Source organism: Pseudoflavonifractor sp. (assembly GCF_050943825.1).
Taxonomy (GTDB): domain Bacteria; phylum Bacillota; class Clostridia; order Oscillospirales; family Oscillospiraceae; genus Pseudoflavonifractor.
This window is the reverse complement of the sequence record NZ_JBMNPX010000012.1, coordinates 44,359-67,558: the sequence shown is the minus strand read 5'-3', so window position 1 is coordinate 67,558 and position 23,200 is coordinate 44,359. Positions and strand designations below refer to the sequence as shown.

Here is a 23,200-nt window from a genome sequence, read left to right as displayed (position 1 = left end):
AAAAAGCCCGCCGACTTAAAACAGGACGGCAGCGCACAAAATTTGTTTCCGTTTATATGTAATGTAAGCGAAAAACAGAATCAGGAGCCCCGGGCAGAACATAACGTTTCCTGTCCGGGACTCCTTTTGCTTGGCGGTGCGGCAAAACAGCAATTCTGCGGGGCAAAGCACGTATTTCCTATATTTCTTGGGAATATAATGACTTTGCCGGTACAATCGTGGTAAAGTAAAGAAAATATACACCATAGGAAGGAGAACATGCGGATGGACGGCCAGCCTGCATGGATGGAGGTTTTAACTGAGGGGATTCCCGGTGAACTGCTGCTGGTGCTTACCATTCTGATTTGGGCAATCTTTGCCATGATCTTGGGGTCAAACGTAAAAAACCGGCTGAATATCTGGTGCTTTTGCAGCGGTATGTTGTTTAGCATAGGTGCACTGAAGGAATATCTGTTTTATACCCTGGGTCCGGTACTTATCGAGAGAGGAATCTGGACCATTGGATTTTCTGAGACGCTCTATTCTCTGCTCAGCGCAGTGTTCTACTATTTGTCCATGCCGTCGGTAATAATCTTCTGCCTCTATTTTCACCGGCTGGACAGCACCCATCCGCGTCTGTTCCGCTGCCTGCAAATACTGGTATATCTGCCGGGACTTGCGTTCTCAATTGTTTTTCCCTGTACTCAGACGCTGGCCTTTCAGAAAAGTCCGGTCTTTTGCCTGGCTGTGGGGATATACAATTGGTGCTATGGGCTGATTGGTTCGGCAATCATGGTCCATGCGCTGATGGAGGAGCGGATGAGCGCCCATTTCCGACAGCGCCTGCTGGCGGCAGCAAGCCTGATGGTGCCGCTGTGGTTCTGGCTGGTTTTCGCATTTCCCTACCATGCGCTTGGAGTTCCAAATATCTCAAAGCTCTGGCAGGTCAATCTGATTGTGGTGCTGCTGGTGCTGCTGTACTTCCTGTATCACGCGTTCTGTGACGGGATCTGGGGGATCCGATTCCGGCGGGAGACCTATGACTGGAACAGTGGGAACAGGGTGCTGCAAAAAAACGCCCAGTATGTGGGACATGCACTGAAAAATGACCTTTCGAAAATCGAGTGGTGTACTGACTTCCTGGCTGCACAGGGGGCATCCGCCAGAGAGGTGGATATCCTGCGCCGGTCTGCCGCCCACCTGAAGCAGTTTATCAGCCGGACCCAGCTCTATTCCCAAAAGATATCCCTAATCCCTGAGGCCTGTAATATAGGAGCCATGCTCCGGAGTCTGTCGGAGGAGTTTAACACCTCAGATAAAAAGCGGGGAACGGTTAGGACGGGCAGCTGTGACGCCGAGCCGCTGGTCTGCGACCCTGCCCACGTGGAAGAGGCCTTGCGGAATTTGATTGCAAACGGCCTGGATGCCGCGGGGGAAAAGGGGGAAGTAGTGCTCTCCTATCAGAGCCTCCCGCGCAAGCGCTATGCCATAATCAGGGTAACGGACAACGGCTGCGGGATGGACGGGGAGACGGCAAAGCAGCTCTTTGAGCCCTATTACACCACCAAGGCAGGAGGAGACAATCTGGGATTGGGATTGTACTACTGCTGGAATGTGATGAGCGCCCACGGCGGCAGTATCCGGGTAGCGTCCCAGCCGGGGGAGGGAAGTACGTTTTCCCTGCTCTTTCCGGTAAAACGGAAAAAAAGAAGGAGGACGGACGATGGAGCCGATCCGGATTGTAGTGGTGGAGGACGATCCTGATTTTCAGTACCTGATCCGGCAGAGTCTGTCGGCACACCCGGACTTTGAGTTGGCGGCATGCTGCCGGGATGGAGAAGGCGCATACCTTGCCTGCCTGCGGGAGAAGCCCCATGTGGTACTGATGGACCTGGCGCTGCCCGCAGACCCCATGGAGGGAGCGTCGGCGGCCAGGCACATCCGGCTGGAGACCCGGGCAAAGGTAATTCTGCTCACCTCCTACGAGGACCCTGCTACGGTGGTTCAGGCCAGCATAAGGGCCTTTGCATCCGCTTATGTATTGAAGAGCCAGTTCCCACTGCTGGCCCCCACCATTCGGGAGACTGCCCGGGGAGTTACCCCACAGGCCCACCTCATTTGCTCCGCCTTGCTCCGGAGCCTGACCACGGCGGAACTGACGGTTTTTCAGTATATGCTGGGGGCTCCGGTTAACCTCCATTCCTCCGAGAAGACCATCGCAAACCAGCAGACCAGTGTGCTGCGGAAGCTGGGGCTTCAGAATAAACAGCAGCTGCGGCATGTGTTTGCCGCCTATTTTCCGCAAATGCCGGAGATAAACGGATAATTTCCACAGAAGCATTGACGGCCTCCGCTCTCTGGGCGGGGGCCGTTCCCATTTTTATTCTCCCGAGAGAGGCCGGACACAGCAAAAGAGAAGGCATCCCAACTGCCCAAATACGAGGCGGTATGATATAAAAGAAAGGCAGAGGGGCAGGAGAGCATCAATTTTTTGTACCGACATGGAGCACAGAACACTCGCAAATGCACCAGATTGGAAAAACATAGGCCTTCGCCTGAATTCTTCCAAAAAGGATTCGCAAAAAGCGGGCAGATGTGCTATATTTTTATTAACACCAGATACAGCTGTACTGTGTGGTATCCGTTGAAGAAATGAGCGGCGATGATTCCATGGTGACACATAGGAAAGGAAGATTCATTATGGCACGGGAAAAAGCAGATTCCATGAAGAAAAAAGCGGCGGAAGAGAAGGCTGCCGTTCTGGCCGAGAAGAAGGCGGCGCCTGTGGCAGCGGACGCAGCGCCGGAGAAAGCGGCTGTGCCGGCCACGGAGAAGGCGGAGGCCCCAGCCAAAAAGCCGTCCTCCAAAGAGAAGGCCGCTCCCGCGGAAAAGAAAGCCCCGGCGGCAGAAAAGAAGGCAGCTGCGCCCGCAAGGAAGAAAGCGTCCGCCGAAAAGGTGCCCGCGCCGGCTCCGGAGGCACCCGCTCCTGTGGAAGAAAAACCCGCGCCTGTTGAGGAGGTGTCTGCACCTGTGAATGAGATTGCCAATCTGCCCCGCAGAAGCATTGCCTTTATCGGTTCGGAATGTCATCCCTTTGTGAAGACCGGCGGCCTGGGCGACGTGATGTACGCCCTGCCCCGTGAGCTGGCCCGGCTCAACTGCGACGTCCGCGTCATTCTGCCCCGCTACGCCTGCATCCCCCAGGAGTACCAGGACAAGATGATCTACCGGGGCGAGTTCTACATGGACCTGGGCAAGACCGGGCGGAACTACTACGTGGGCATCATGGAGTACATCTGGGACGGCGTGGTGTACGACTTCATTGACAACCAGGAGTTCTTCACCGCCGGCCGGCCCTACACCAACCTGGTGGATGACATCCCCAAGTACTGCTTCTTCAGCAAGGCCGCCCTGGCCGCCCTCAACTACATGAACTGGATTCCTGACATCATCCACTGCCACGACTGGCAGGCCGGTCTGGTGCCCGTGTACCTGCGCACCCTGTTCAAGGACTCCCCTGTGGGCCGCGCCAAGTCCATCATCACCATCCACAACCTGCGCTTCCAGGGCATCTACAACATCCCCACCATCAAGTACTGGTCCGGCCTGCCCGACGAGGCCTTCGGCATGGGCGCCCTGCAGCAGAACTGGGTGGACGCCAACATGCTCAAGGGCGGCCTGGCCTACGCCGACCGCATCACTACCGTCAGCGGCACCTACGCCTGGGAGATTCAGACCAGGGAGTACGGCGAGGGCCTGGAGGACCACCTGCGCTACCACAGCGGCAAGCTGCGGGGCATTGTCAACGGCATTGACTACGGCATGTGGAACCCGGAGACCGACCCCGCCCTGCCGGTTCACTACAACATCAGCAGCGTGCTCAAGGGCAAGCTGGAGAACAAGCTGGCCCTCCAGCGGGAGCTGGGCCTGCAGGAGGACGGAAGCAAGTTTGTCATCGGCCTCATCTCCCGCCTGACCAACCAGAAGGGTCTGGACCTGGTCAACGCCATCATGGGCCAGGTGCTGGACGGCAACACCCAGGTGGTGGTGCTTGGCACCGGCGACAAGCAGTATGAGGAGGCCTTCCGCTACTACGAGTACACCCACAAGGGCACCTTCAGCGCCTGCATCCAATACGACGAGGCCAGAGCCCACCGCATCTACGCCGGCGCCGACGCCCTGCTGGTGCCCTCCCGCTTTGAGCCCTGCGGCCTGACCCAGCTCAACGCCATGCACTACGGCACTCTGCCCATCGTCCGGGAGACCGGCGGCCTGAAGGACACCGTGGAGCCCCACAACGACTTTACCGGCGACGGCAACGGCTTTACCTTTGACCGTTACGATGCCGGACTGCTGCTGGACGCCATCAACCGGGCCAAGACCCTCTACTTCAACAACCGCTACCACTGGGACGAGGTGGTCCAGCGGGATATGGACAAGGACGTGTCCTGGACCCGTTCGGCCAGACAGTACAAGGACCTGTATCTGGAGCTGACGCAGTGGTGAGCCGCCTCCGGTAAGCAGAGAGACGATGTAAAACGGGGTGTACCGGTTATTTGCCGGTACACCCCGTTTTTGCCGGAGCGGAAGCCGCCGGTTGGGCCCGGCTTTGACTTTATCCGGTATCCGTGGTAGCATGAAACAGATAACAATGCTGCTGTTTAAGGGAGCGATGGACATGTCCAAAACCGAGCTGGAGCGTGGGGAAGAGCGGGGCGCCGCCGGGCAGCGCCTCAGTGACTGCGCGTCCCTGTTCACCAGGGAGGAGATCGGAAGCGTCTCCGCCGAACGGGTGCCCACCGGATTCCCTGCGCTGGACCGGAGCCTGAACGGGGGGCTGTTCAATGGCCTGTTCGTGCTGGGCGCGGTGCCCGGCCTGGGCAAGTCCACCCTGGCCCTCCAGATTGCCAACAACCTGTCCGGCAGGGGCTACCCGGTGCTCTACTTCGCCCTGGAGATGAACCGGGCCTGGATCACCGCCAAGGCCCTCTGCCGGACCGACTTTGCCCTCCACCGGCAGCCCTCCTTCCAGGCGGCCGACCTGCTGAAGATGGGCAAACAGTTTACCGACCAGGAGTGGGAGCGGATCAACCAGGCCAGGGAGCTGGTGGAGCGGGACGGGCGGAACCTCTACCTCTACGAGCAGGGGCCGGAGCTGACCCACATCGGCCAGATCCGCCAGCATATCCGGGCGTTCCGGGAGCGGTACCGGGCCGAGGGGGGCACAAGGCCCATTCTGGTGGTGGTGGACTACCTCCAGATTCTCACCCCCAGGGACGCCTCCCTGAAGTTCAGCGACAAGCAGATTGTGGACGACAACATCCGGGAGCTGTGCGCCATCCGGGACCAGGAGCAGGTCATGATTCTGCTCATCAGCGCCCTGAACCGGTCCAGCTACAACAGGGAGATCTCCCTGGAGAGCTTCAAGGAGTCCGGCTCCATCGAGTACTCCGCCGACGTGATTCTGGGTATGCAGTACCAAGGCATGCAGTACCAGGGTGAGGAGTGGCCCAAGGGGAAGAATCCCTTCTCCCTGGAGGAGGCCAAGGCCCGGAACCCCCGGAAGCTGGAGCTGACCCTGTTGAAAATGCGGTACGGCCAGGACGGGGTGCGTATCCCCCTGGAGTTTTACAGCGGCAGCTCCTACTTCCAGGAGCCGGAGGGGACGGAGCAGATGCAGCCCGCCCGGATTCAGGAGCTGCGGGAGAAGTTTGGCGCCTGGCCCGTCCAGTACCACGACGGCTTCCATCAGAAGGCCCGGCGGCTGAGGGGGTGAGGGTGTGGAACAGTTTATCATGAACAACTGCAAAATCGCCAACGAGCTGCGGAAATACCGGGACCTGACCGGCTGCGTCAACCGGGCCGTTCTGTCCGACGACCAGAAGAACTACGTGGAATACGTCATCACCCGGGAGCTGTCCTACATGGACATGGTGACGGCCAACGCGGTCTACTCCCTGTGGCGGTCCGGGGAGGGTGAGAACGGCTTCCGGGCGGAGACCATCGGCCAGATCATGGCCGGGGACATGGACCGGCGGCTGCGGCCGGAGAAGCAGGACGAGATAGAGGCCCGGCTGCAGAGACTGGCGGGGACGGAGCTCTATATCCTGGCCGACCACGACCAGCAGGCCATGCAGGAGGTCTACGAGGGGGCGTTTCTCCCCCTCACCTGGGAGGCGGGCAGGAGCAGGCTGCGCTTCCGCTTCCGGGAGGGCGGACAGATGCCCCTCTACCAGTACGCGGAGGAGCGGAACCAGCTCATCCGAATCCCCGTCAGCCTGCTGCGGGACGATGAAACGCTGGGCCAGGCCAGGCTCAACAACAACGACCGGACCCTGCTGCTGCGGCACTACCTGCTCCAGGAGCTGGAGATTGTCCGCTACCCGGGCAACCGGATAGACGAGCGGGAGGTCCGCCTGCTGAAGCGGGACGAGGCGGGCAACGAGTACGGCCTGCTCTGGGTTCTGGGCCTGGCGGGGGAGGGAAAGAGCCCGTCCGTCGAGGCCAAGCGGGCCCAGCAGACCGTGGACCAGCTGCTGGACAACTGGAGAAAAAGCGGCTATGTAACACAAGAACAGTATCAGCCCCTTCCGGAGGAAAAAGGTTACGGCGTGCTGCTGTTAAATGGCGACAATACGGAAAAAAAGAGAAACAAAAAGAGGAAAAAATGAAACAATCCATTTTTATACAGCTCTGTAAGTGCTGGGGCGCAATGGATACAGAATTATCACACTCCTATAATCTTCTAAGATAAGAATGGGATAGAACAAGTTAACAGAACTTCGTTCTGCCCCATTCGGCTGCGGCCCCCTGTAAGGGGCTGATTTTACCCGACTTCCGAACAGGAAGCCGGGTATTTTTTTGCCCGTATCGGTACAGACAGCATGTCCTGAAGGCGGGGAGCATGTGGTCAGTCAGATGCGTGGAAGAGGACCAGGTGTGGTCCTCTCGGGAGTAAAAATAGAACTATACCAGTGGCTGCGGGACAGCAAGCAGACCTGTGTGTATTTCTGCCATGCGCAGATTTCAATGGCAAGCAGAAAAGGGAACATGCGGTTCCCGATGAGAGATGCGGGTGTATCCATAAAACAGAGGATACAGCCCGGATGGAATTCTGGTTGCCTGTACCATACGAAGGACATGCGTATGGGTGGGACCGTCAGGGTCCCACCCGGCTTATCTTGTGAAAGAAATAAAAATAGAACAACTGCCATGCGAATACGGAGGTGAATAAAACCCATGGCAGTTGCCCGGACTACCCGGGAGAAGCAGCCATTCCGGCTAAATACGGACGATAAAACCCTGTTCGGGTTTTCGGGTGTAGTAATGAAGGGGCGTGAAAGGGCCCTTTCGGGCCCCGAGTGGAGCTGTGAAGGAAGGGAAACAGCCGTTCCGGCTAAATACAGACAATAAAACCCTGTCCGGTTTTTTCGGGAGTGGAGATGAAAGGGAACGGAAGGACCCTTTCGGGTCCCGGGTGAAATTGTGAAAGTAAAAAAGGCGAAAAGCCTGAAACAACGAACAACGAAACATTTCAGAAAGGATGAAAACATCATGATGAAAAAGAACAACAAGTACGTCAGCAACTGCCGCAGCGACCGGGAGGGCAAGCTCACCCGGGAGAATCCCATCCACTATTACGGCGAGAAGCAGACCATCATCGGCCGTGTGAGCGGCGAATACCGGCGATTCTCCCGTCCGGGCGGCAGCAGCCAGTACGTGTTCAGGCTGGCCGCCCCCAACGGACCGGACAAGCAGGGCTTCTGCCATGTGACCCAGATGGAGCTCTACATGAACGCCGGCGGGGACACGGGCGAAGTGAACCGGATGCTGCAGGACGGTCAGATGCTGAAAATCGACTTCTGCCGCCGCTACGACGTGTACATCGACCGGGACGGCGAGCTGGCCGAGCGCAGCTTCCTGTTCATCGACGGCACGGAGGATATCCAGCTGCTGGAGGACACGGCCGCTACCGCGTAAGGCCAGCGGCACGGACAGAGAGAAGGTGATACAAGCAAGCCTGCCGGGGCGGACCTGCCCCGCCCCGGCGAATCCCCGGTTTCCAGCGCAGTCAACCGTGAAAACCACGAAAAAATACGAAATATGAGAGAAAAGGAGCGATTTCTATGCGTAACATGAATACCTGCAACTACGGGGTGGCCATCGGCCGCCTGGTCCGCCAGCCCAAGGTGTACGAGAACCGGGACGGCTCCCACAAGGTCCTCTACACCCTGGCCGTCAGCCGCAACTTTCAGAACAAGGAGGGCAAGCGGGACAGCGACTTCGTAAACCTGGAGGCCTTCCTGCCCGCCAGAAGCCAGGTGGACCAGTCGGTGTACAGCCGCCTGAGAGTGGGCGAGCTGGTGGCGGCACGCTACACCATCCGCACCAGCACCTACACCGACGCCAGCGGGGAGAGCAAGTTCGGCGTCAGCCTGCTCACCCAGGACGTGGAGCTGCTGGAGGGCAAGCCCCGGGCCGCGGACCAGCCCGCCCGCGACAGAGAGAGCGACGAGCCGAAAGGCGGCATGGAGCTGCCGGAGGACGACGGGCTTCCCTTTTGACAACGCTGACGGGCGGCGCTCCGACGGCGCCGCCCCGGAAGAAAACCAGACTGAAACAGAAAAGGAGCTGACAGATATGAAGTGTCATTCCCAGCGCATTCTGGCCAGGGACGTCTACATCGACAACGACACCTGGGCCACCGGAAATAACAACAACGACCTGATTATCGGCCCGTCCGGCGCCGGTAAGACCAGGGGCTACGTCATCCCGAACATCCTCCAGGCCGAGGGCAGCCTGGTGGTCACCGACACCAAGGGCAACCTCTGCCGGCAGTTCCGGCCCTACCTGGAGTCCAGGGGCTACCAGGTCATTGAGCTCAACTTCGCCCGGGTGGACGGGAACACCTGGGGCTACAATCCCCTGGCCTCCGTCCGGTACGACCAGGAACAGGGAGAGTACAACCAGCAGGACATCATCTCCCTGTCCAACGTCATCGCCCCCGTGCTCACCAGGGACGACCCCTTCTGGGACCAGTCCGCACAGATTTACCTCCAGGCCCTGGTGGGCTACGTGCTGGAATGCCTGCCCGAGCAGGAGCGCAACCTGAGCTCGGTGTGCAGGCTCAGCGGCCTCATCGGCAGCGTCACTCTGGACCAGATGTTCCGGGAGCTGGGCGAGCTGAAGCCGGACTGCTTCGCGGTGTCCCGCTACCGCAGCATGCTCACCACCCGCTCCGCCAACCGGACCGACGCCTGCATCCGGGCCTTCCTGGACCGGCATCTGCTGCCCCTGAGCTATTCCGGAGTGAGCCGGATGTTCTCCAACCAGCAGCAGGTCAGCTTTGAGAGCATCGGCACCCGGAAAACCGCCGTGTTCCTCACCGTCAGCGACACCGACCGCTCCAACGACCGGCTGGTCAACCTGTTCTACGCCCAGGCCTTCCAGCGGCTGGTGGCCATGGCCGACCAGTGTCCCGGCTCCCGGCTGCCCGTGCCGGTGCGGTTCATCCTGGACGACTTCGCCACGAACACCGTCATTCCCGACTTCGACAACCTGATTTCCGTCATCCGGTCCCGGGAGCTGTCGGTGAGCCTGATTATCCAGAGCCTGTCCCAGCTGGAGAGCATCTACGGACGGACCAAGGGACAGACCATTGTGAACAACTGCGACAACTGGCTCTATCTGGGCGGCCTGGACCTGCAGACTGCCCAGGAGATGAGCACCCGGCTCAACCGGACCGTGCAGTCCGTGCTGAACATGTCCCACGACGACGCAGTGGTGCTCACCCGCGGCCAGGCGCCCCGGAAGTGCGGCAAGTTCATACCTGAGGACCACCCCTTCTGGAAGGTGGCCCAGGCCCGGCTGGCCGTGGCCGAAAAGACCGAAGAAAGGAGTATGCCCTATGAAAAAGCAGTGTAACAACCCCGCTGCGGCCCAGCCGTCCCTGGAGGAGCGGCTGGACCGCCTGAAGAAGGGCCTGGTCAGCGACAGCAGAGTGCTGGACGCCCGGCTGGAGCGCATCAGCAGCTTTCCCCTGACCGAGTGGCTGGGGGAGCACCTGGAGCGCCTGGCGCAGCTGCGCCGGGTTTTCCCCGACCTCACCGAGAGCATGACCTTCGGCCAGGCCGCCGACGTGCTCTGGGGCTACCGGGACACACAGAAGGGTAGGCAGGGCATGTGGCTCCTCCTGTCGCCGCTGCTGGACATCGACCGCTGCATAGTAAAACACAACGATGGAGGTGCATTCTATTGGGGCGCCCGATAATCATGCGGCCTCTGGCCCAGCGGCTGGAGGCCGCCGGCCGGAAGGGAATCCTGCAGTCCAATTCGCCGGAAAATCCCTTCTGGGTGCCGGAAGAGAATCCCATACTCCGGGTCTGGGACATGACCCTGGAGGAGTACTGCCGGACAGTTCAGCGAGCCACCGGGATGGACCTGAAGGCCGAGTGCAGAAGGGGTTTGGCCGCTGCCTGGCCGGAGCTGAACCAGGGTGACTGGAACATCGGCCTGGTGTCCATGCTGGGCCATGGCTACCGGCTGACCCATCCGGACCAGGAACAGGAAGAAGAGCAGATGTCCCGGCAGAACAACGCCCCTGCGGACGGGGTGCGCTATGTTCCGCCCGCTGAGCCTTACAGAGTGCACATCCGATGGGAGAACAGCGCCTTGAGCACCATCGGGGAGCCCCAGGAAGCGGGCCGGCTGGACTGGGACTTCATGAAGCTGATGCTGAGTCCGTTCCACGCCATGGAAGTACGAAAAAGACAGAAGAAAGACCCGGACAACGGGCAGAAAGGACGGTAAACCATGAACATTCCCAACATTCTGATGGAGACCAGCTACGGCTACAGCAGCTGCCGCATTCAGGACAGCCTGATGCAGCAGCGGGCCGTGCTCTGCTTCGGCGCCATCACCGCGGAGCAGGCCGACAGCCTGATTCTCCAGATGCTCTATCTGAGCGCCCAGTCCGACCAGGAGATTACCATGTACATCCACAGCCCCGGCGGAGAGGTGAACAGCGGCTTCGCCATCTACGACACCATGAAGCTGCTGGGCTGTCCCATCCGCACCGTCTGCGTGGGCAACGCCAGCAGCATGGCCGCCCTGCTCTTCGCCGCAGGTGACACCCGCTGCATCCTGCCCCACAGCCATGTGATGATTCACGACCCTCTGGTGCAGCAGGTCAGCGGCAGTACCATGAAAATCAAGGACTGCGCCGACTCCCTGCTCCGGATTCGCTCCGCCATGGCCGACATTCTGTCCGGACGTACCGGCCGGACGGTGGAAGAAATCCTGGAAAAGACCGAACAGGAGACCACCTTCAGCGCCCAGGAGGCGGTGGAGTTCGGTCTGGCCGACCAGGTCCTCGCCTCGCTGGCCGGGCTGCCCAAGCCCGAGGCGGGGACCTGAGTCCCCCGCACACAGAAGGAAAGGAGGAACATGCCATGGAGGACTTTGAGCGTCCCGCGCCTCTGAGAGGAGAGGAGGCGAAATACGCGGCAGCCTGGCTGGAGGAGCTCCGCCGGCGCCTGGACGACCTGTACGACCAGATGCCCGAGGACTTCAACGGCGTGAAGTTCGAGTACTGGATAGAACGGTGCGCGGAGCTGAGCCGGCAGATTAGCCTGCTGGAGGAGGTGCTGCGCAGCTGAACAATGGGATGGAAAAGGACCCGCGCCAGGCGTCCGGAGGGGCTTGGCGCGGGCCTTTTCTCAAATTTCTCAAGCAATTTTACGAAAAACCATCTGATTTGCCGTACCTGAGATGCAGGTACGGAGCAAAAGAGAGGGTTTGCTGCATGCAGCAAACAGGTAGAAGAGAATTTTGATTCTCAGGAAAGTCGTATTTTGTAAACGCCGGACGGGGCAGGCCGTCATGACGGCCTGCCCCTTCCGGCATTTTTTATTGAAAAACAATCTTATTCCAGATAAAAGACCGGGCCCCTGGGCGGGAAGGGCAGACTGCGGCCCCGGGGCACCAGAAAGGCGTGGTCCCGGCCGTAGAGGTTCAGCCGGTCGCACTCGCAGTCGGTGATGATGAGCAGCGGCGCATCCTTGGGGAAGTCGGAGGCCTGCTCCAGCAGCTCAATGCCCGGCTGGAGCACCGTGCCGCCCCGGCCGCGCACCTTCACGCTGCCGGCAATGTCGGCGGCCTCCATGTACCCCTGGTCGTAGGGGGCGGCGTCGCAGAACACCACCCGCACCCGGTTTACGTCCCGGGCGGCGCTGTAGCTGGCGATGGACCCCAGAGCGGCGGCCAGCAGGGAGCGATCCATGGAGCCGGAGGTGTCCAGCAGCACGCCGAAGGTGCGGCCCGCCTGGGCCGCCTCCTCATACCGCCAGGAGGGGCGGGGGATGTCCGGTGTGGCCGACTGGCGGCGGCTGAGCCGGGCATAGGTGCGGCGCTTCTCCAGGGGCTCAAACCGCTCGTCAAACCACCGGGCCAGCTTTACATCCCAGGGGATGGGGGGCTGGGACAGGGCCCGGATCTCCTCCACCAGCCCTTCGGGCAGATAGCCCCGCTCATGGGCCTGGTGGTAGTCCAGACCCCGCTGAATAGCGGAGCGGCACCAGCTGTCCAGGTCCACAAAGTCCTTGGTCCCTGTCCACTCGGGGGGACCAAAGAGAATGTCGTGCTGGGCCATGCGCTTGTATTTACGCAGGTTGGCGGCCAGACGGTCGTAGACGCTCTCCGCCGACAGACCCTGCAGCTCCGGGTCGAAGAGCAGGCCGTCGGGCATGGAGCCCACCTCCATGTCCCGCAGCCACTGGTTGATGACATAGTCGCAGGCCACGTTCCACAGCTCCGGGTCCCGCCTTCCCAGCCGGGCCTCGTGGCACAGGGCGGCGTGGAGGTACTCGTGGGCCAGGACAAAGCGCCACTCCTGCTCGGTGAGCCCGGCGGCGGGGTTGACGTAGATCTCCTTCATCCGCATGGAGATGGCGGCCACCGGGATGTCCATCCGCTGGACCACCAGGGGGTCATCCACCAGCTTGAAGCCGGAGGCCACGCCGCCCAGCAGGGGATAGCTGGACAGGAACCACTCCTGGGCCCGCTGAATGGGGCCCATCTTCCTGTGGGCGCCCAAGGGGGTAGTGACGCCGCCGGCGTAGTCCACGGCGGAGCGCAGGGCGTCCCGCAGGCTCTCGGCGAAGAGCTGCCGCCAGTCCGGGGGCTTCTGCCACCAGCCGGAGGGGGCAGGCTCCCACACCATGTCGGGCCGTCCGCCGCTCATGGTGGAGAAGCGGAAATAGGCGCTGTCGCTGTGCTCCTTCAGCCAGCGCCAGAGGGTCTCCTCCTCCCGGGCGTTGGGGGGCAGGGGGGCGGACAGCTCCATGGGCGGCGTGCCCACCCGCAGGTCGGAGAGATACCGGGCCGCCACGCAGTCACAGGCGGCATTCCATACCATATCGCCAACCCGGTCCTCCCGGATGTGGCCCAGAGCCAGGTGGAGCAGGCAGTGGGCCACCACATAGGCCCACTCCTGGGGCGCGGCACGGCGGTGGCTGTTGGCGTAGAGGTCGCCGTTGGCGCTCACCCACACCCAGTCCTCCTTGGCCATGGGGTAGCTGTCGTCAAAGTGGGGGGTGGCCTCCTTCATCAGCGGACTCAGCACCGGGTTCTGGTTCACCAGTCCACACCCGGCCTGAAAGGCCTCCCGGGCCGGGTTGGGCTTGTTCTGCTTCTTCCCGCTCATCCGTTGCGCTTGTCGGCCAGGCGGGGCAGGTCCCGGAACAGCTCCACCACAAACCAGTCGGGCAGCTCCTTGCCGTTCTCCGGGGTCACCGCCATCCGGGCGATCTCCAGGCTCAGGTCGGCCAGCTCGGTGATGCGGTCCTTGGCCTGGAGCACCAGGGCGCGGCTGTCGGCGCTGAGCTTGCTCCGCTCCGGGGGCAGCTCCTTCACCAGCCGGGCCCGGAGGGACTGAGCCAGGAAGTAGAGCACATCCCGCTCCTCTGGCTTGTCCGGCCAGGGCTGCTCACCGGAGAGAATCTTGTCCAGGGCGTACTGGCTGCGCACCTGCCGGATGTAGGCCAGGAACTGGGTGGCGTGCTGGGGACTGAGGCAGCCGGCGGCCAGAACGCGCAGGCTGTCCACGCTGATGTCCGCGCCGTAGCTGTGGATGGCGTCGCTGAGCATGTGCCAGGAGCGGGGCGTGGAGAAGGGCTCCTCGCTCTTGGGGGGCTTGGACCACAGGTGGTCGGGGCGGCTGGAGATGTAGTCGTAGATATAGGGGTGGATATCGTGCCCGGCGGCCCACTCCAGCCACAGCCGGGGGCTGGCGGTGAGCTCCACATGGAACATCCGGTTGATGAGGGCGGAGGACATGGGCCGGGTGATGGCGTTGTCCTGGGCACGGTTGCCCGCGCCCACCACGATGGAGCCCTCGGGCAGGTGGTACTCCCCGATGCGCCGCTCGTGGATGAGGGAGTAGAAGGCCTTCTGCACCTCCGAGGTGCAGGCGTTCAGCTCGTCCAGGAACAGCACATAGGGCTGGGGACGGGCAATGGTACGGGGCGGGCAGAACTGGCTGAAGCCGTCTTTGATCTGGGGCACGCCGATGATGTCCTCCGGGGCCAGCTGGCTGCCCAGCAGGGAGACGCACTCCAGCCCCAGGCTGTCGGCGAACTCCTGGACGATGGCGGATTTTCCGATGCCGGGGGCGCCCCAGATGAACACCGGGCGGACCAGGCCTACATTCAGGAGAATGTCCAGCAGCTGCTTGTGGTTGACGGTAACCGTAAGATTCATAATACTCCTTTGCGGTACGGGCCGAATATGGACGGCGATTGCCTGTGGGGTGTGTCCTCAAATTATAGCTCAGGGGAGGAATAAGCGCAATAGAGGGCGTAAAAGTACCTGCGGGACTTGGAAAAGCCGGTTGCCGCCCGGGCGGAGGGTGTGCTATACTACGCAGCAAAGGGGCCGCCCGCAGGCGGCTCCGGCTGAAACATATCCAGGAGAGGAGATGCCCATATGCCCACACTTGAAGAAATCCGCGCCTGCTTTGCCGGCGACCGCTTTGCCGCCGAGGCCGCGGGCGCTGTTATCGACCTGGCCGAGCCCGGCCACGCCGTCTGCTCCATGCCCATCCGGCCCGTCCACCTGAACATCAACGGCATCCCCATGGGCGGCGCCATCTTCACCCTGGCTGACTTCGCCTTTGCCGTGGCCGTCAACGGCCACAGCGGCAGGATGACGGTCACCCAGCAGGCGTCGGTGACCTTTCTCTCCGCCGCCCGGGGAAAGACCCTCATTGCCGAGGCCAAATGCCTGAAGGCCGGCCGAACCACCTGCCTCTATACCGTGGATGTCACCGACGACCTGGGCACCCAGGTGGCCCATCTGACCGTCAACGGCTACACCCTGGCCCCCAGACCGGCAGGAGAGAGCTGAGAGAGCAGGAAAAATTTTTCTTTTTTCGCCTTGACTTTAGCGATTAAAAGTGGTAGAGTGTACTTCGTTAACAGTATAACGCGATGACGGAGCCAAGTAGGCCCGGACCATCCTCTTCAGAGACCTGCCGGCCGGTGCGAGGCAGGGGGGAGGCCGCCGCCCAATACCCTCCCGAGCGGCCCGCCCAACCGGGAAAGCCATCTCCCCAGTAGGCGGCGACGGGTGCGCCCGATACCGCGCGGGAAGCCTGCTGGGGCTTCCGTGAGGCCGCCATGGGCGGCAAACTGAGGTGGTACCACGGGAATTTCTCGTCCTCTGCGAAGGCAGAGGACGATTTTTTTGTACACTTTCAGAAGAAAAGGAGCATAACCATGGTCATTACCGATTTTCTGGAGCGCAACGCCCGGCTGTACGGCTCCGACATCGCCCTGGTGGAGATCAACCCCTCCGAGGAGCGGGACAAGGCGGTGACCTGGCGGGACTTCAGCCTGATTCAGAGCACCAACCCCAACGCCCCCTACCGCCGGGAGATGAGCTGGAAGGAGTTTGACCGCCGGGCCAACCGCTTTGCCAATCTCCTGCTGAGCCGTGGGGTGGAGCGGGGCGCCAAGGTGGGCATCCTGCTGATGAACTGCCTGGAGTGGCTGCCCATCTACTTCGGCATCCTGAAGGCGGGCTGTGTGGCGGTGCCCCTGAACTTCCGCTACTCCACCGAAGAGATCCGCTACTGTCTGGACCTGGCGGATGTGGAGGTGCTGGTGTTTGGTCCGGAGTTCATCGGGCGGATGGACCCCATCGCCTCCCAGCTGACCAAGGTGCGGATGATGTTCTTCGTGGGGCCGGACAAGCCCGCCTACACCGAGGACTGCTGCAAGCTGATGGGCTTCTGCTCCTCCGACACGCCGCCGGTGGCCCTGGAGGAGACCGACCACGCCGCCATTTACTTCTCCTCGGGCACCACCGGCTTCCCCAAGGCCATTCTCCACAACCACCGGGCCCTGTACTGCTCCGCCCTCACCGAGCAGAAGCACCACGGCCAGACCAGGGAGGATGTGTTCCTGTGCATCCCGCCCCTCTACCACACCGGCGCCAAGATGCACTGGTTCGGCTCCCTGGCCAGCGGCGGCAAGGCGGTGCTCCTCCGGGGCGTAAAGCCGGAGTGGATTCTCCGGGCGGTCACCGAAGAGAAATGCACCATCGTGTGGCTGCTGGTGCCCTGGGCCCAGGACCTGCTGGACGCCATCGACAGCGGCAGAGTGGACCTGGACCACTACTACCTGGACCAGTGGCGGCTGATGCACATCGGCGCCCAGCCGGTGCCCCCCAGCCTCATCCACCGCTGGCAGAAGATCTTCCCCCACCACCAGTACGACACCAATTACGGCCTCAGCGAGTCCATCGGCCCCGGCTGCGTTCACCTGGGCGTGGAGAATATCCACAAGGTGGGCGCCATCGGCAGGCCGGGCTACCAGTGGGAGGCCCGGATTGTGGACGAGCGGGGCGCCGACGTACCCCAGGGTGAGGTGGGAGAGCTGGCGGTCACAGGCCCCGGCGTGATGCTCTGCTACTACAAGAACCCTCAGGCCACCGCCGAGGTGCTCCGGGACGGCTGGCTCTTCACCGGCGACATGGCCCGCATGGACGACGACGGCTTTATCTATCTGGTGGACCGGAAGAAGGACGTGATCATCTCCGGCGGCGAGAACCTGTACCCCGTCCAGATTGAGGACTTCCTGCGCAAGAACGGCAAGCTCAAGGACGTGGCCGTCATCGGCCTGCCCGACAAGCGGCTGGGTGAGATTGCCGCGGCCATTATTGAGGTGAAGGAAGGGGAGAGCTGTACCGAGGAGGAGATTAACGCCTTCTGCCGGGAGCTGCCCCGGTACAAGCGTCCCCGGCGGATCATCTTCGACAAGGTGCCCCGCAATCCCACCGGCAAGATTGAAAAGCCGGTGCTGCGTGAGCGGTACTGCAGCGGCCGCCTGGTGGAGGTCCAGAACAACAGCTGAGCAGGGCTGACGGCAATTTCTAAGATTTCCCGAAAAAACCATTGACTTTAGCAAGTAAAAGTGATAGAGTTTACTCTGTTGATACCTGAACGCAATGACGGAACCAAGTAGGGATCTGCCGCTTCCCTCAGAGAGCTGCCGGACGGTGCGAGGCAGCGGGGGCGTCCATCCTGAATTCCTTCCCGAGCGGCCTGCCGAACCGGGGAACTCCGACAGTAAGCAGCGACGGGGGCGCCCGATACAGCGCCGGGGATATGATCGTATCCCAAGAGGCCGCCACAGGCGGTAAACTGAGGTGGTACCACGGGAATTTCTCGTCCTCTGCAAGGCTTTCTTGCAGAGGGCGTTTTTTTATCCAGACGCGCGGAACATCAGCCGCAGAACATACGGCTCCCGGGGGCCTGTCCGGCCCCGGGGAGAGAAGGAGGAACTGTGATGAAAACCCTGATGCTTGGCAACGAGGCAGTGGCCCGGGGCCTGTACGAGGCCGGGTGCGCCTTTGTCTCCAGCTACCCCGGCACCCCCAGCACCGAGATTACCGAGGCCATCGCCAAATACCCCGAGGTGTACGCCGAGTGGGCCCCCAACGAGAAGGTGGCCATGGAGAGCGCCTTCGGCGCCTGTCTGGCGGGCAAGCGGAGCTTCTGCGGCATGAAGCACGTGGGCCTGAACGTGGCCGCCGACCCCCTCTTCACCATCTCCTACACCGGCGTCAACGCGGGCATGGTCATCGCCGTGGCCGACGACGCGGGCATGCACTCCTCCCAGAACGAGCAGGACTCCCGCCACTACGCCATGGCGGCCAAGCTGCCCATGCTGGAGCCCGCCGACTCCGCCGAGGCCCTGGAGATGGCACAGCTGGCCTATGACCTGTCCGAGCAGTTCGACACGGCGGTGCTGCTGAAGATGTGCACCCGGGTGGCCCACTCCCAGAGCGTGGTGGAGCCGGGGGAGCGCATCACCCCGCCGGAGAAGCCCTATGAGAAGAACGGGGCCAAGTACATCATGATGCCCGGCAACGCCAAGCGCCGCCATCCGGTGGTGGAGGAGCGGACGAAGGCCCTCATCGCCTGGGCGGAGACCGCGTCCATCAACCGCATTGAGGCGGGCAGGGACAAGTCCGTGGGCATCATTACCTCCTCCACCAGCTACCAGTACGTGAAGGAGGCCCTGGGGGACACCTACCCGGTGATGAAGCTGGGCATGATCTGGCCCATGCCGGAGCAGAAGATCCGGGACTTCGCCGCCGGCGTGGAGCAACTGGTGGTGGTGGAGGAGCTGGACGGCTTTATTGAGGCCCACTGCCGGAGCCTGGGCCTGGTGGTCAGGGGCAAGGAGCTCTTCTCCTGCATCGACGAGCTCAACCAGAACATTGTGGCCGAGAAGCTGGGCAAGGCCCCTGACGTGGGCATGAAGCTCAGCGACCCCATCCCGCCCCGGCCCCCGGTCATGTGCGCCGGCTGCCCCCACCGGGGACTGTTCTACACCCTCAACAAGCTCAAGCTCACCGTGCTGGGCGACATCGGCTGCTACACCCTGGGTGCGGTGGCCCCCCTCAGCGCCATCGACACCACCATCTGCATGGGCGCGTCGGTGTCCGGCCTCCACGGCTTCAACAAGGCCAGCGGCGGCGAAACCGAGGGAAAGACCGTGGGCGTCATCGGCGACTCCACCTTCATGCACTCGGGCGTCACCGGCCTTATCAACATCGCCTACAACGAGTCCAACTCCACCGTCATCATCCTGGACAACTCCATCACCGGCATGACCGGCCACCAGCAGAACCCCACCACCGGCTACAACCTGAAGGGGGACCCCTGCACCAAGATCGACCTGGAGAGCCTGTGCCGCAGCGTGGGCATCCGCCGGGTGCGGGTGGTGGACCCCTACGACCTGAAGCAGTGCGAGGAGGCGGTGAAGGAGGAGCTCTCGGCGGCCGAGCCCTCGGTCATCATCTCCCGCCGGCCCTGCGCCCTGCTCAAGTACGTCAAGCACAAGGCGCCCCTCATCGCCAGGGCGGACAAGTGCGTGGGCTGTAAGGCCTGCATGAAGATCGGCTGCCCCGCCATCTCGGTGGCGGACGGCAAGGCCCGGGTGGACAACACCCTGTGCGTGGGCTGCGGCGTGTGCCAGCAGCTGTGCCGGTTCGACGCCCTTGAGGCGCCCCAGGCGTAAGGAGGTACGGATATGGAAACGAAAAACATCATGATCGTGGGCGTGGGAGGCCAGGGCTCCCTGCTGGCCAGCAAGCTGCTGGGCCGCCTCCTGCTGGACAAGGGCTATGACGTGAAGGTATCCGAGGTCCACGGCATGAGCCAGCGGGGCGGCAGCGTGGTCACCTACGTCCGCTTCGGCGACAAGGTCTATTCCCCCATCATCGACAGGGGGGAGGCCGACTTCATCGTGTCCTTTGAGCTGCTGGAGGCCGCCCGCTGGACCGAGTACCTGAAGAAGGGCGGCAGAATCGTCACCAACACCCAGCAGATCAACCCCATGCCGGTCATCACCGGCGCGGCGGCCTACCCGGAGCACCTGGAGGAGAAAATGGCCGCCCTGGGCGTGGAGGTGGACGCCTTTGACGCCCTGGGCCTGGCGGAACAGGCGGGCAGCAGCAAGGCGGTGAACATCGTCCTCATGGGGCGCCTGAGCCGCTATTTCCCCGACATTCCCGAGGCCGAGTGGCACGCCGCCATTGAGAAGAGCGTGCCCGCCAAATTCCTGGAGCTGAACCAGAAGGCCTTCAATCTGGGCCGGGGATAAGCCTGGCTCATTTCCCGCGCATCACTCCATATTCAGAAAGGAACCGCTTATATGGAACGCTACTATCAGCCTGAAATTGAGTGCGCCAGCCGGGAGCAGATTCTGGCCTGGCAGAACGAGCGCCTGGTCAAGCAGGTGCGCAACGTGTGGGACAACGTGCCCTACTACCGCAGGAAGATGGAGGAGAAGGGCCTGACCCCGGCGGATATCAAGGGCGTGGAGGACCTGCACAAGCTGCCCTTTGTCACCAAGGCCGACCTGCGGGAGGCCTATCCCTACGGACTGGTGGCCCGGCCCCTGAAGGACTGCGTGCGCATCCAGTCCACCTCGGGCACCACCGGCAAGCGGGTGGTTGCCTTCTACACCCAGCACGACATCGACCTGTGGGAGGACTGCTGCGCCCGGGCCATCACGGCCGCCGGCGGCACCAACGAGGACGTGTGCCAGGTGAGCTACGGCTACGGCCTGTTCACCGGCGGCCCCGGTCTCAACGGCGGCAGCCACAAGGTGGGCTGCCTGACCATTCCCACCTCCTCGGGCAACACCGAGCGGCAGATCATGTTCATCCGGGACCTGAACGCCACCATCCTCTGCTGCACCCCCTCCTACGCCGCCTACCTGGGCGAGACCATGAAGGAGATGGGCCTCACCCCCGACCAGATCCCCCTGAAGGCGGGCATCTTCGGCGCCGAGGCCTGGAGCGAGGAGATGCGCCGGGATATTCAGAATACGCTGGGTATTAAAGCCTACGATATTTACGGTTTGACCGAGCTCTCCGGCCCCGGCGTGGCCTTTGAGTGTTCCGCCCAGAACGGCATGCACATCAACGAGGACCATTTCATCGCCGAGATCATCGACCCGGACACCGGCGAGGTGCTCCCCGAGGGGAGCAAGGGCGAGCTGGTGTTCACCTCCATCACCAAGGAGGCCTTCCCCCTGCTGCGTTACCGCACCCGGGACATCTGCGTCCTCCACCGGGAGAAGTGCTCCTGCGGCCGCACCCACGTGAAGATGAGCAAGCCCATGGGCCGCAGCGACGACATGCTCATCATCAAGGGCGTCAACGTGTTCCCGTCCCAGATTGAGACTGTCCTGCTGGAGCAGGGCTATCCCGCCAACTATCAGATCATTGTGGACCGCGTCAACAACTCCGACACGCTGGAGGTCCAGGTGGAGATGACGCCGGAGAACTTCTCCGACTCTCTGGCCCACATCACCGACATGGAAAAGGGCCTGGTGGCCGCGCTGAAGGCCATGCTGGGCATCTACGCCAAGGTGAAGCTGGTGGCGCCCAAGACCATTGCCCGCAGCGAGGGCAAGGCGGTCCGGGTCATCGACAAGCGGAAGATTTAAGAGAGGAGCTGGCATATCATGACCATTCAGCAGATATCCGTCTTTCTGGAGAACCGGGCGGGACAGCTGGCGGAGATCACCGCCATCCTGGCCGGCGAGGGCATCAACATGCGGGCCCTCCATATTGCGGAGACAGCCGACTACGGCGTGCTGCGCATGATTGTGGACCGGCCCCAGCGGGCGGCGTCCCTGCTGCTGGAGCACGGGTTCATCCTGTCCATGACCCCTGTGCTGGCGGTGGTGGTGCCCGACGAGCCCGGCGCCCTGGGCGAGGTCCTCACCCTGCTGGCCAGAGAGAACATCGACGTGGAGTACGTCTACTCCGTGTTCGGCCAGGTCCAGGACCGGGCCTGCATGATCTTCCGGGTGGCCGACCTGAACAAGCTCTCCGCCCTGCTGCAGGACAACGGGATGCCCCCCGCCCTCCACGGAGAGCTGGGCATCCTGGACGAACAGAAAGAGAAATGAGGTAGTGCGCTATGCAGCCCATGAGCAGAAAAACCCAGTATTTTACCGACTCCGTCATCCGCCGCATGACCCGGATTTCCCTGGACTGCGGCGCCATCAACCTGGCCCAGGGCTTCCCCGACTTTGACCCGCCCCAGGCCATGCTGGACCGGCTGGCCGAGGTGAGCCACCTGGGCCCCCACCAGTACCCCATCACCATGGGTGCGCCCAACTTCCGCCAGGCGCTGGCCCGCAAGTGCGGCCGCTTCATGGGTCTGGAGCTGGACCCGGACACCAACATCGTGGTGACCATCGGCTCCACCGAGGCCATGGTGGACACCATCTTCGCCCTCACCAACCCCGGGGACAAGATCGTCATGTTCTCCCCCTACTTTGAGAACTACCACGCCCAGGCCCTCTTTGCCGACTGCCAGCCCATCTACGTGCCCCTGGTGCCTCCCAAGTTCAACTTTGACGCCAACGTGCTGGAGGAGGCCTTCAAGCAGCACCCCAAGGCCATCCTCATTTGCAACCCCTCCAACCCCAGCGGCAAGGTGTTCACCTATGAGGAGCTGAAGCTCATCGCCGACCTGTGCATCAAGTACGACGTGTACGCCATCATGGACGAGGTGTACGAGCATATCGTCTACGCCCCCCACAAGCACACCTACATGGCCACCCTGCCCGGCATGTGGGAGCGTACCGTCTCCTGCTCCTCTCTGTCCAAGACCTACTCCATCACCGGCTGGCGTCTGGGCTACGCCATCGCCCCCAAGCCCATCATGGACAAAATCAAGCAGTACCACGACTTCAACACCGTGGGCGCCCCCGCGCCTCTGATGGAGGCGGCAGTGGTGGGCCTGGAGATGCCGGACAGCTACTATGAGGAGTTCGGCGCCCACTACGCCCACATGAAGCAGCTGTTCACCGACGGCCTGCGCCGCATCGGCATCCCCTTCACCGATCCCCAGGGCGCCTACTTCGTGCTGGCCAACATCGGCCCCTACATGAAGAAGGGCCAGACCGACGTGGAGTTCTGCGAGGAGATGGCCCGGAAGGTGGGCGTGGCCTGCGTGCCCGGCACCTCCTTCTTCATGGAGGACGTGCGGGACATCGTCCGGGTCCACTTCGCCAAGAAGGACGAGACCCTGCTGGAGGCCCTCAACCGCCTGGAGGACATCAAGGCCAAAATGGCCTGAGCCTGAATCAGACAGCGCCGCCGCTCATATTGAGCGGCGGCGCTGTTTTAT

General features: G+C 62.2%; 21 protein-coding genes and 1 other annotated feature. Of the genes, 19 read left to right on the top strand and 2 right to left on the bottom strand.

Annotation, left to right across the window (positions count from 1 at the left end):
• Positions 1–264: 264 nt before the first annotated feature.
• The 12 genes from ACOX7T_RS10610 to ACOX7T_RS10555 all read left to right on the top strand — a co-directional run bounded on the left by ACOX7T_RS10610 (position 265) and on the right by ACOX7T_RS10555 (position 11,636).
• Positions 265–1,743 (top strand): ATP-binding protein, encoded by a 1,479-nt coding sequence (locus tag ACOX7T_RS10610; protein ID WP_433442560.1) that lies wholly within the window; start codon positions 265–267, stop codon positions 1,741–1,743.
• Complete coding sequence (locus tag ACOX7T_RS10605) at positions 1,703–2,305, top strand: response regulator transcription factor (protein WP_433442558.1); 603 nt, start codon at positions 1,703–1,705, stop codon at positions 2,303–2,305. The genes ACOX7T_RS10610 and ACOX7T_RS10605 overlap by 41 nt, the downstream gene beginning before the upstream one ends.
• Positions 2,306–2,679: 374 nt before the next feature.
• Positions 2,680–4,485 (top strand): glycogen synthase, encoded by a 1,806-nt coding sequence (locus ACOX7T_RS10600; RefSeq protein WP_433442556.1) that lies wholly within the window; start codon positions 2,680–2,682, stop codon positions 4,483–4,485.
• A 172-nt stretch (positions 4,486–4,657) separates the two neighbouring features.
• Complete coding sequence (locus tag ACOX7T_RS10595) at positions 4,658–5,755, top strand: DnaB-like helicase C-terminal domain-containing protein (RefSeq protein WP_433442554.1); 1,098 nt, start codon at positions 4,658–4,660, stop codon at positions 5,753–5,755.
• 4 nt (positions 5,756–5,759) lie between these two features.
• On the top strand, positions 5,760–6,650 hold the full coding sequence (locus ACOX7T_RS10590) for a hypothetical protein (RefSeq protein WP_433442552.1): 891 nt from the start codon (positions 5,760–5,762) through the stop codon (positions 6,648–6,650).
• 883 nt (positions 6,651–7,533) lie between these two features.
• Positions 7,534–7,959 carry a hypothetical protein gene (locus ACOX7T_RS10585; protein WP_433442551.1) on the top strand — a complete coding sequence of 142 codons (426 nt, stop codon included), beginning with the start codon at positions 7,534–7,536 and terminating at the stop codon, positions 7,957–7,959.
• A 146-nt stretch (positions 7,960–8,105) separates the two neighbouring features.
• Positions 8,106–8,543, top strand: coding sequence for a single-stranded DNA-binding protein (locus ACOX7T_RS10580; protein WP_433442549.1), 438 nt, complete (start codon positions 8,106–8,108; stop codon positions 8,541–8,543).
• A 76-nt stretch (positions 8,544–8,619) separates the two neighbouring features.
• On the top strand, positions 8,620–9,903 hold the full coding sequence (locus tag ACOX7T_RS10575) for a VirD4-like conjugal transfer protein, CD1115 family (protein ID WP_433442547.1): 1,284 nt from the start codon (positions 8,620–8,622) through the stop codon (positions 9,901–9,903).
• Positions 9,887–10,249, top strand: a complete 363-nt coding sequence (locus ACOX7T_RS10570; RefSeq protein ID WP_433442545.1) for a hypothetical protein — start codon at positions 9,887–9,889, stop codon at positions 10,247–10,249. The genes ACOX7T_RS10575 and ACOX7T_RS10570 overlap by 17 nt, the downstream gene beginning before the upstream one ends.
• Positions 10,234–10,788: a hypothetical protein gene (locus tag ACOX7T_RS10565; protein WP_433442543.1), complete on the top strand. Its 555-nt coding sequence runs from the start codon at positions 10,234–10,236 to the stop codon at positions 10,786–10,788. Before ACOX7T_RS10570 ends, ACOX7T_RS10565 begins: the two co-directional genes overlap by 16 nt.
• Before the next feature lie 3 nt (positions 10,789–10,791).
• Positions 10,792–11,394: a ClpP family protease gene (locus tag ACOX7T_RS10560; RefSeq protein WP_433442541.1), complete on the top strand. Its 603-nt coding sequence runs from the start codon at positions 10,792–10,794 to the stop codon at positions 11,392–11,394.
• Positions 11,395–11,429: 35 nt separating this feature from the next.
• On the top strand, positions 11,430–11,636 hold the full coding sequence (locus tag ACOX7T_RS10555) for a hypothetical protein (protein WP_433442539.1): 207 nt from the start codon (positions 11,430–11,432) through the stop codon (positions 11,634–11,636).
• A 266-nt stretch (positions 11,637–11,902) separates the two neighbouring features.
• Here the strand turns inward: ACOX7T_RS10555 and ACOX7T_RS10550 are convergent, their stop codons facing one another.
• Positions 11,903–13,681 carry a vWA domain-containing protein gene (locus ACOX7T_RS10550; protein ID WP_433442537.1) on the bottom strand — a complete coding sequence of 593 codons (1,779 nt, stop codon included), beginning with the start codon at positions 13,679–13,681 and terminating at the stop codon, positions 11,903–11,905.
• Positions 13,678–14,736 carry an AAA family ATPase gene (locus tag ACOX7T_RS10545; RefSeq protein WP_433442535.1) on the bottom strand — a complete coding sequence of 353 codons (1,059 nt, stop codon included), beginning with the start codon at positions 14,734–14,736 and terminating at the stop codon, positions 13,678–13,680. The genes ACOX7T_RS10550 and ACOX7T_RS10545 overlap by 4 nt, the downstream gene beginning before the upstream one ends.
• 225 nt (positions 14,737–14,961) lie before the next feature.
• On the opposite strand from ACOX7T_RS10545, the gene ACOX7T_RS10540 reads away from it, so the two are divergent.
• From ACOX7T_RS10540 to ACOX7T_RS10510, 7 genes are all read left to right on the top strand, one after another.
• Positions 14,962–15,381: a PaaI family thioesterase gene (locus tag ACOX7T_RS10540; protein WP_433442533.1), complete on the top strand. Its 420-nt coding sequence runs from the start codon at positions 14,962–14,964 to the stop codon at positions 15,379–15,381.
• A 371-nt stretch (positions 15,382–15,752) separates the two neighbouring features.
• Positions 15,753–17,390 (top strand): class I adenylate-forming enzyme family protein, encoded by a 1,638-nt coding sequence (locus ACOX7T_RS10535; protein WP_433442531.1) that lies wholly within the window; start codon positions 15,753–15,755, stop codon positions 17,388–17,390.
• Positions 17,391–17,475: 85 nt separating this feature from the next.
• Positions 17,476–17,715 (top strand) — a binding site (T-box leader).
• A gap of 110 nt (positions 17,716–17,825) precedes the next feature.
• The gene (gene iorA / locus ACOX7T_RS10530) at positions 17,826–19,565 is read left to right on the top strand and encodes an indolepyruvate ferredoxin oxidoreductase subunit alpha (protein ID WP_433442529.1); all 1,740 of its coding nucleotides are present in this window, start codon (positions 17,826–17,828) and stop codon (positions 19,563–19,565) included.
• 12 nt (positions 19,566–19,577) lie between these two features.
• Entirely contained in the window at positions 19,578–20,150 is a 573-nt protein-coding gene (locus ACOX7T_RS10525; protein ID WP_433442527.1) for an indolepyruvate oxidoreductase subunit beta, read from the top strand.
• 51 nt (positions 20,151–20,201) lie between these two features.
• Positions 20,202–21,503, top strand: a complete 1,302-nt coding sequence (locus tag ACOX7T_RS10520) for a phenylacetate--CoA ligase family protein (RefSeq protein WP_433442525.1) — start codon at positions 20,202–20,204, stop codon at positions 21,501–21,503.
• A gap of 18 nt (positions 21,504–21,521) precedes the next feature.
• Complete coding sequence (locus ACOX7T_RS10515; RefSeq protein WP_433442523.1) at positions 21,522–21,971, top strand: ACT domain-containing protein; 450 nt, start codon at positions 21,522–21,524, stop codon at positions 21,969–21,971.
• An 11-nt stretch (positions 21,972–21,982) separates the two neighbouring features.
• Complete coding sequence (locus tag ACOX7T_RS10510; RefSeq protein WP_433442521.1) at positions 21,983–23,149, top strand: pyridoxal phosphate-dependent aminotransferase; 1,167 nt, start codon at positions 21,983–21,985, stop codon at positions 23,147–23,149.
• The last annotated feature ends 51 nt before the right edge of the window (positions 23,150–23,200 follow it).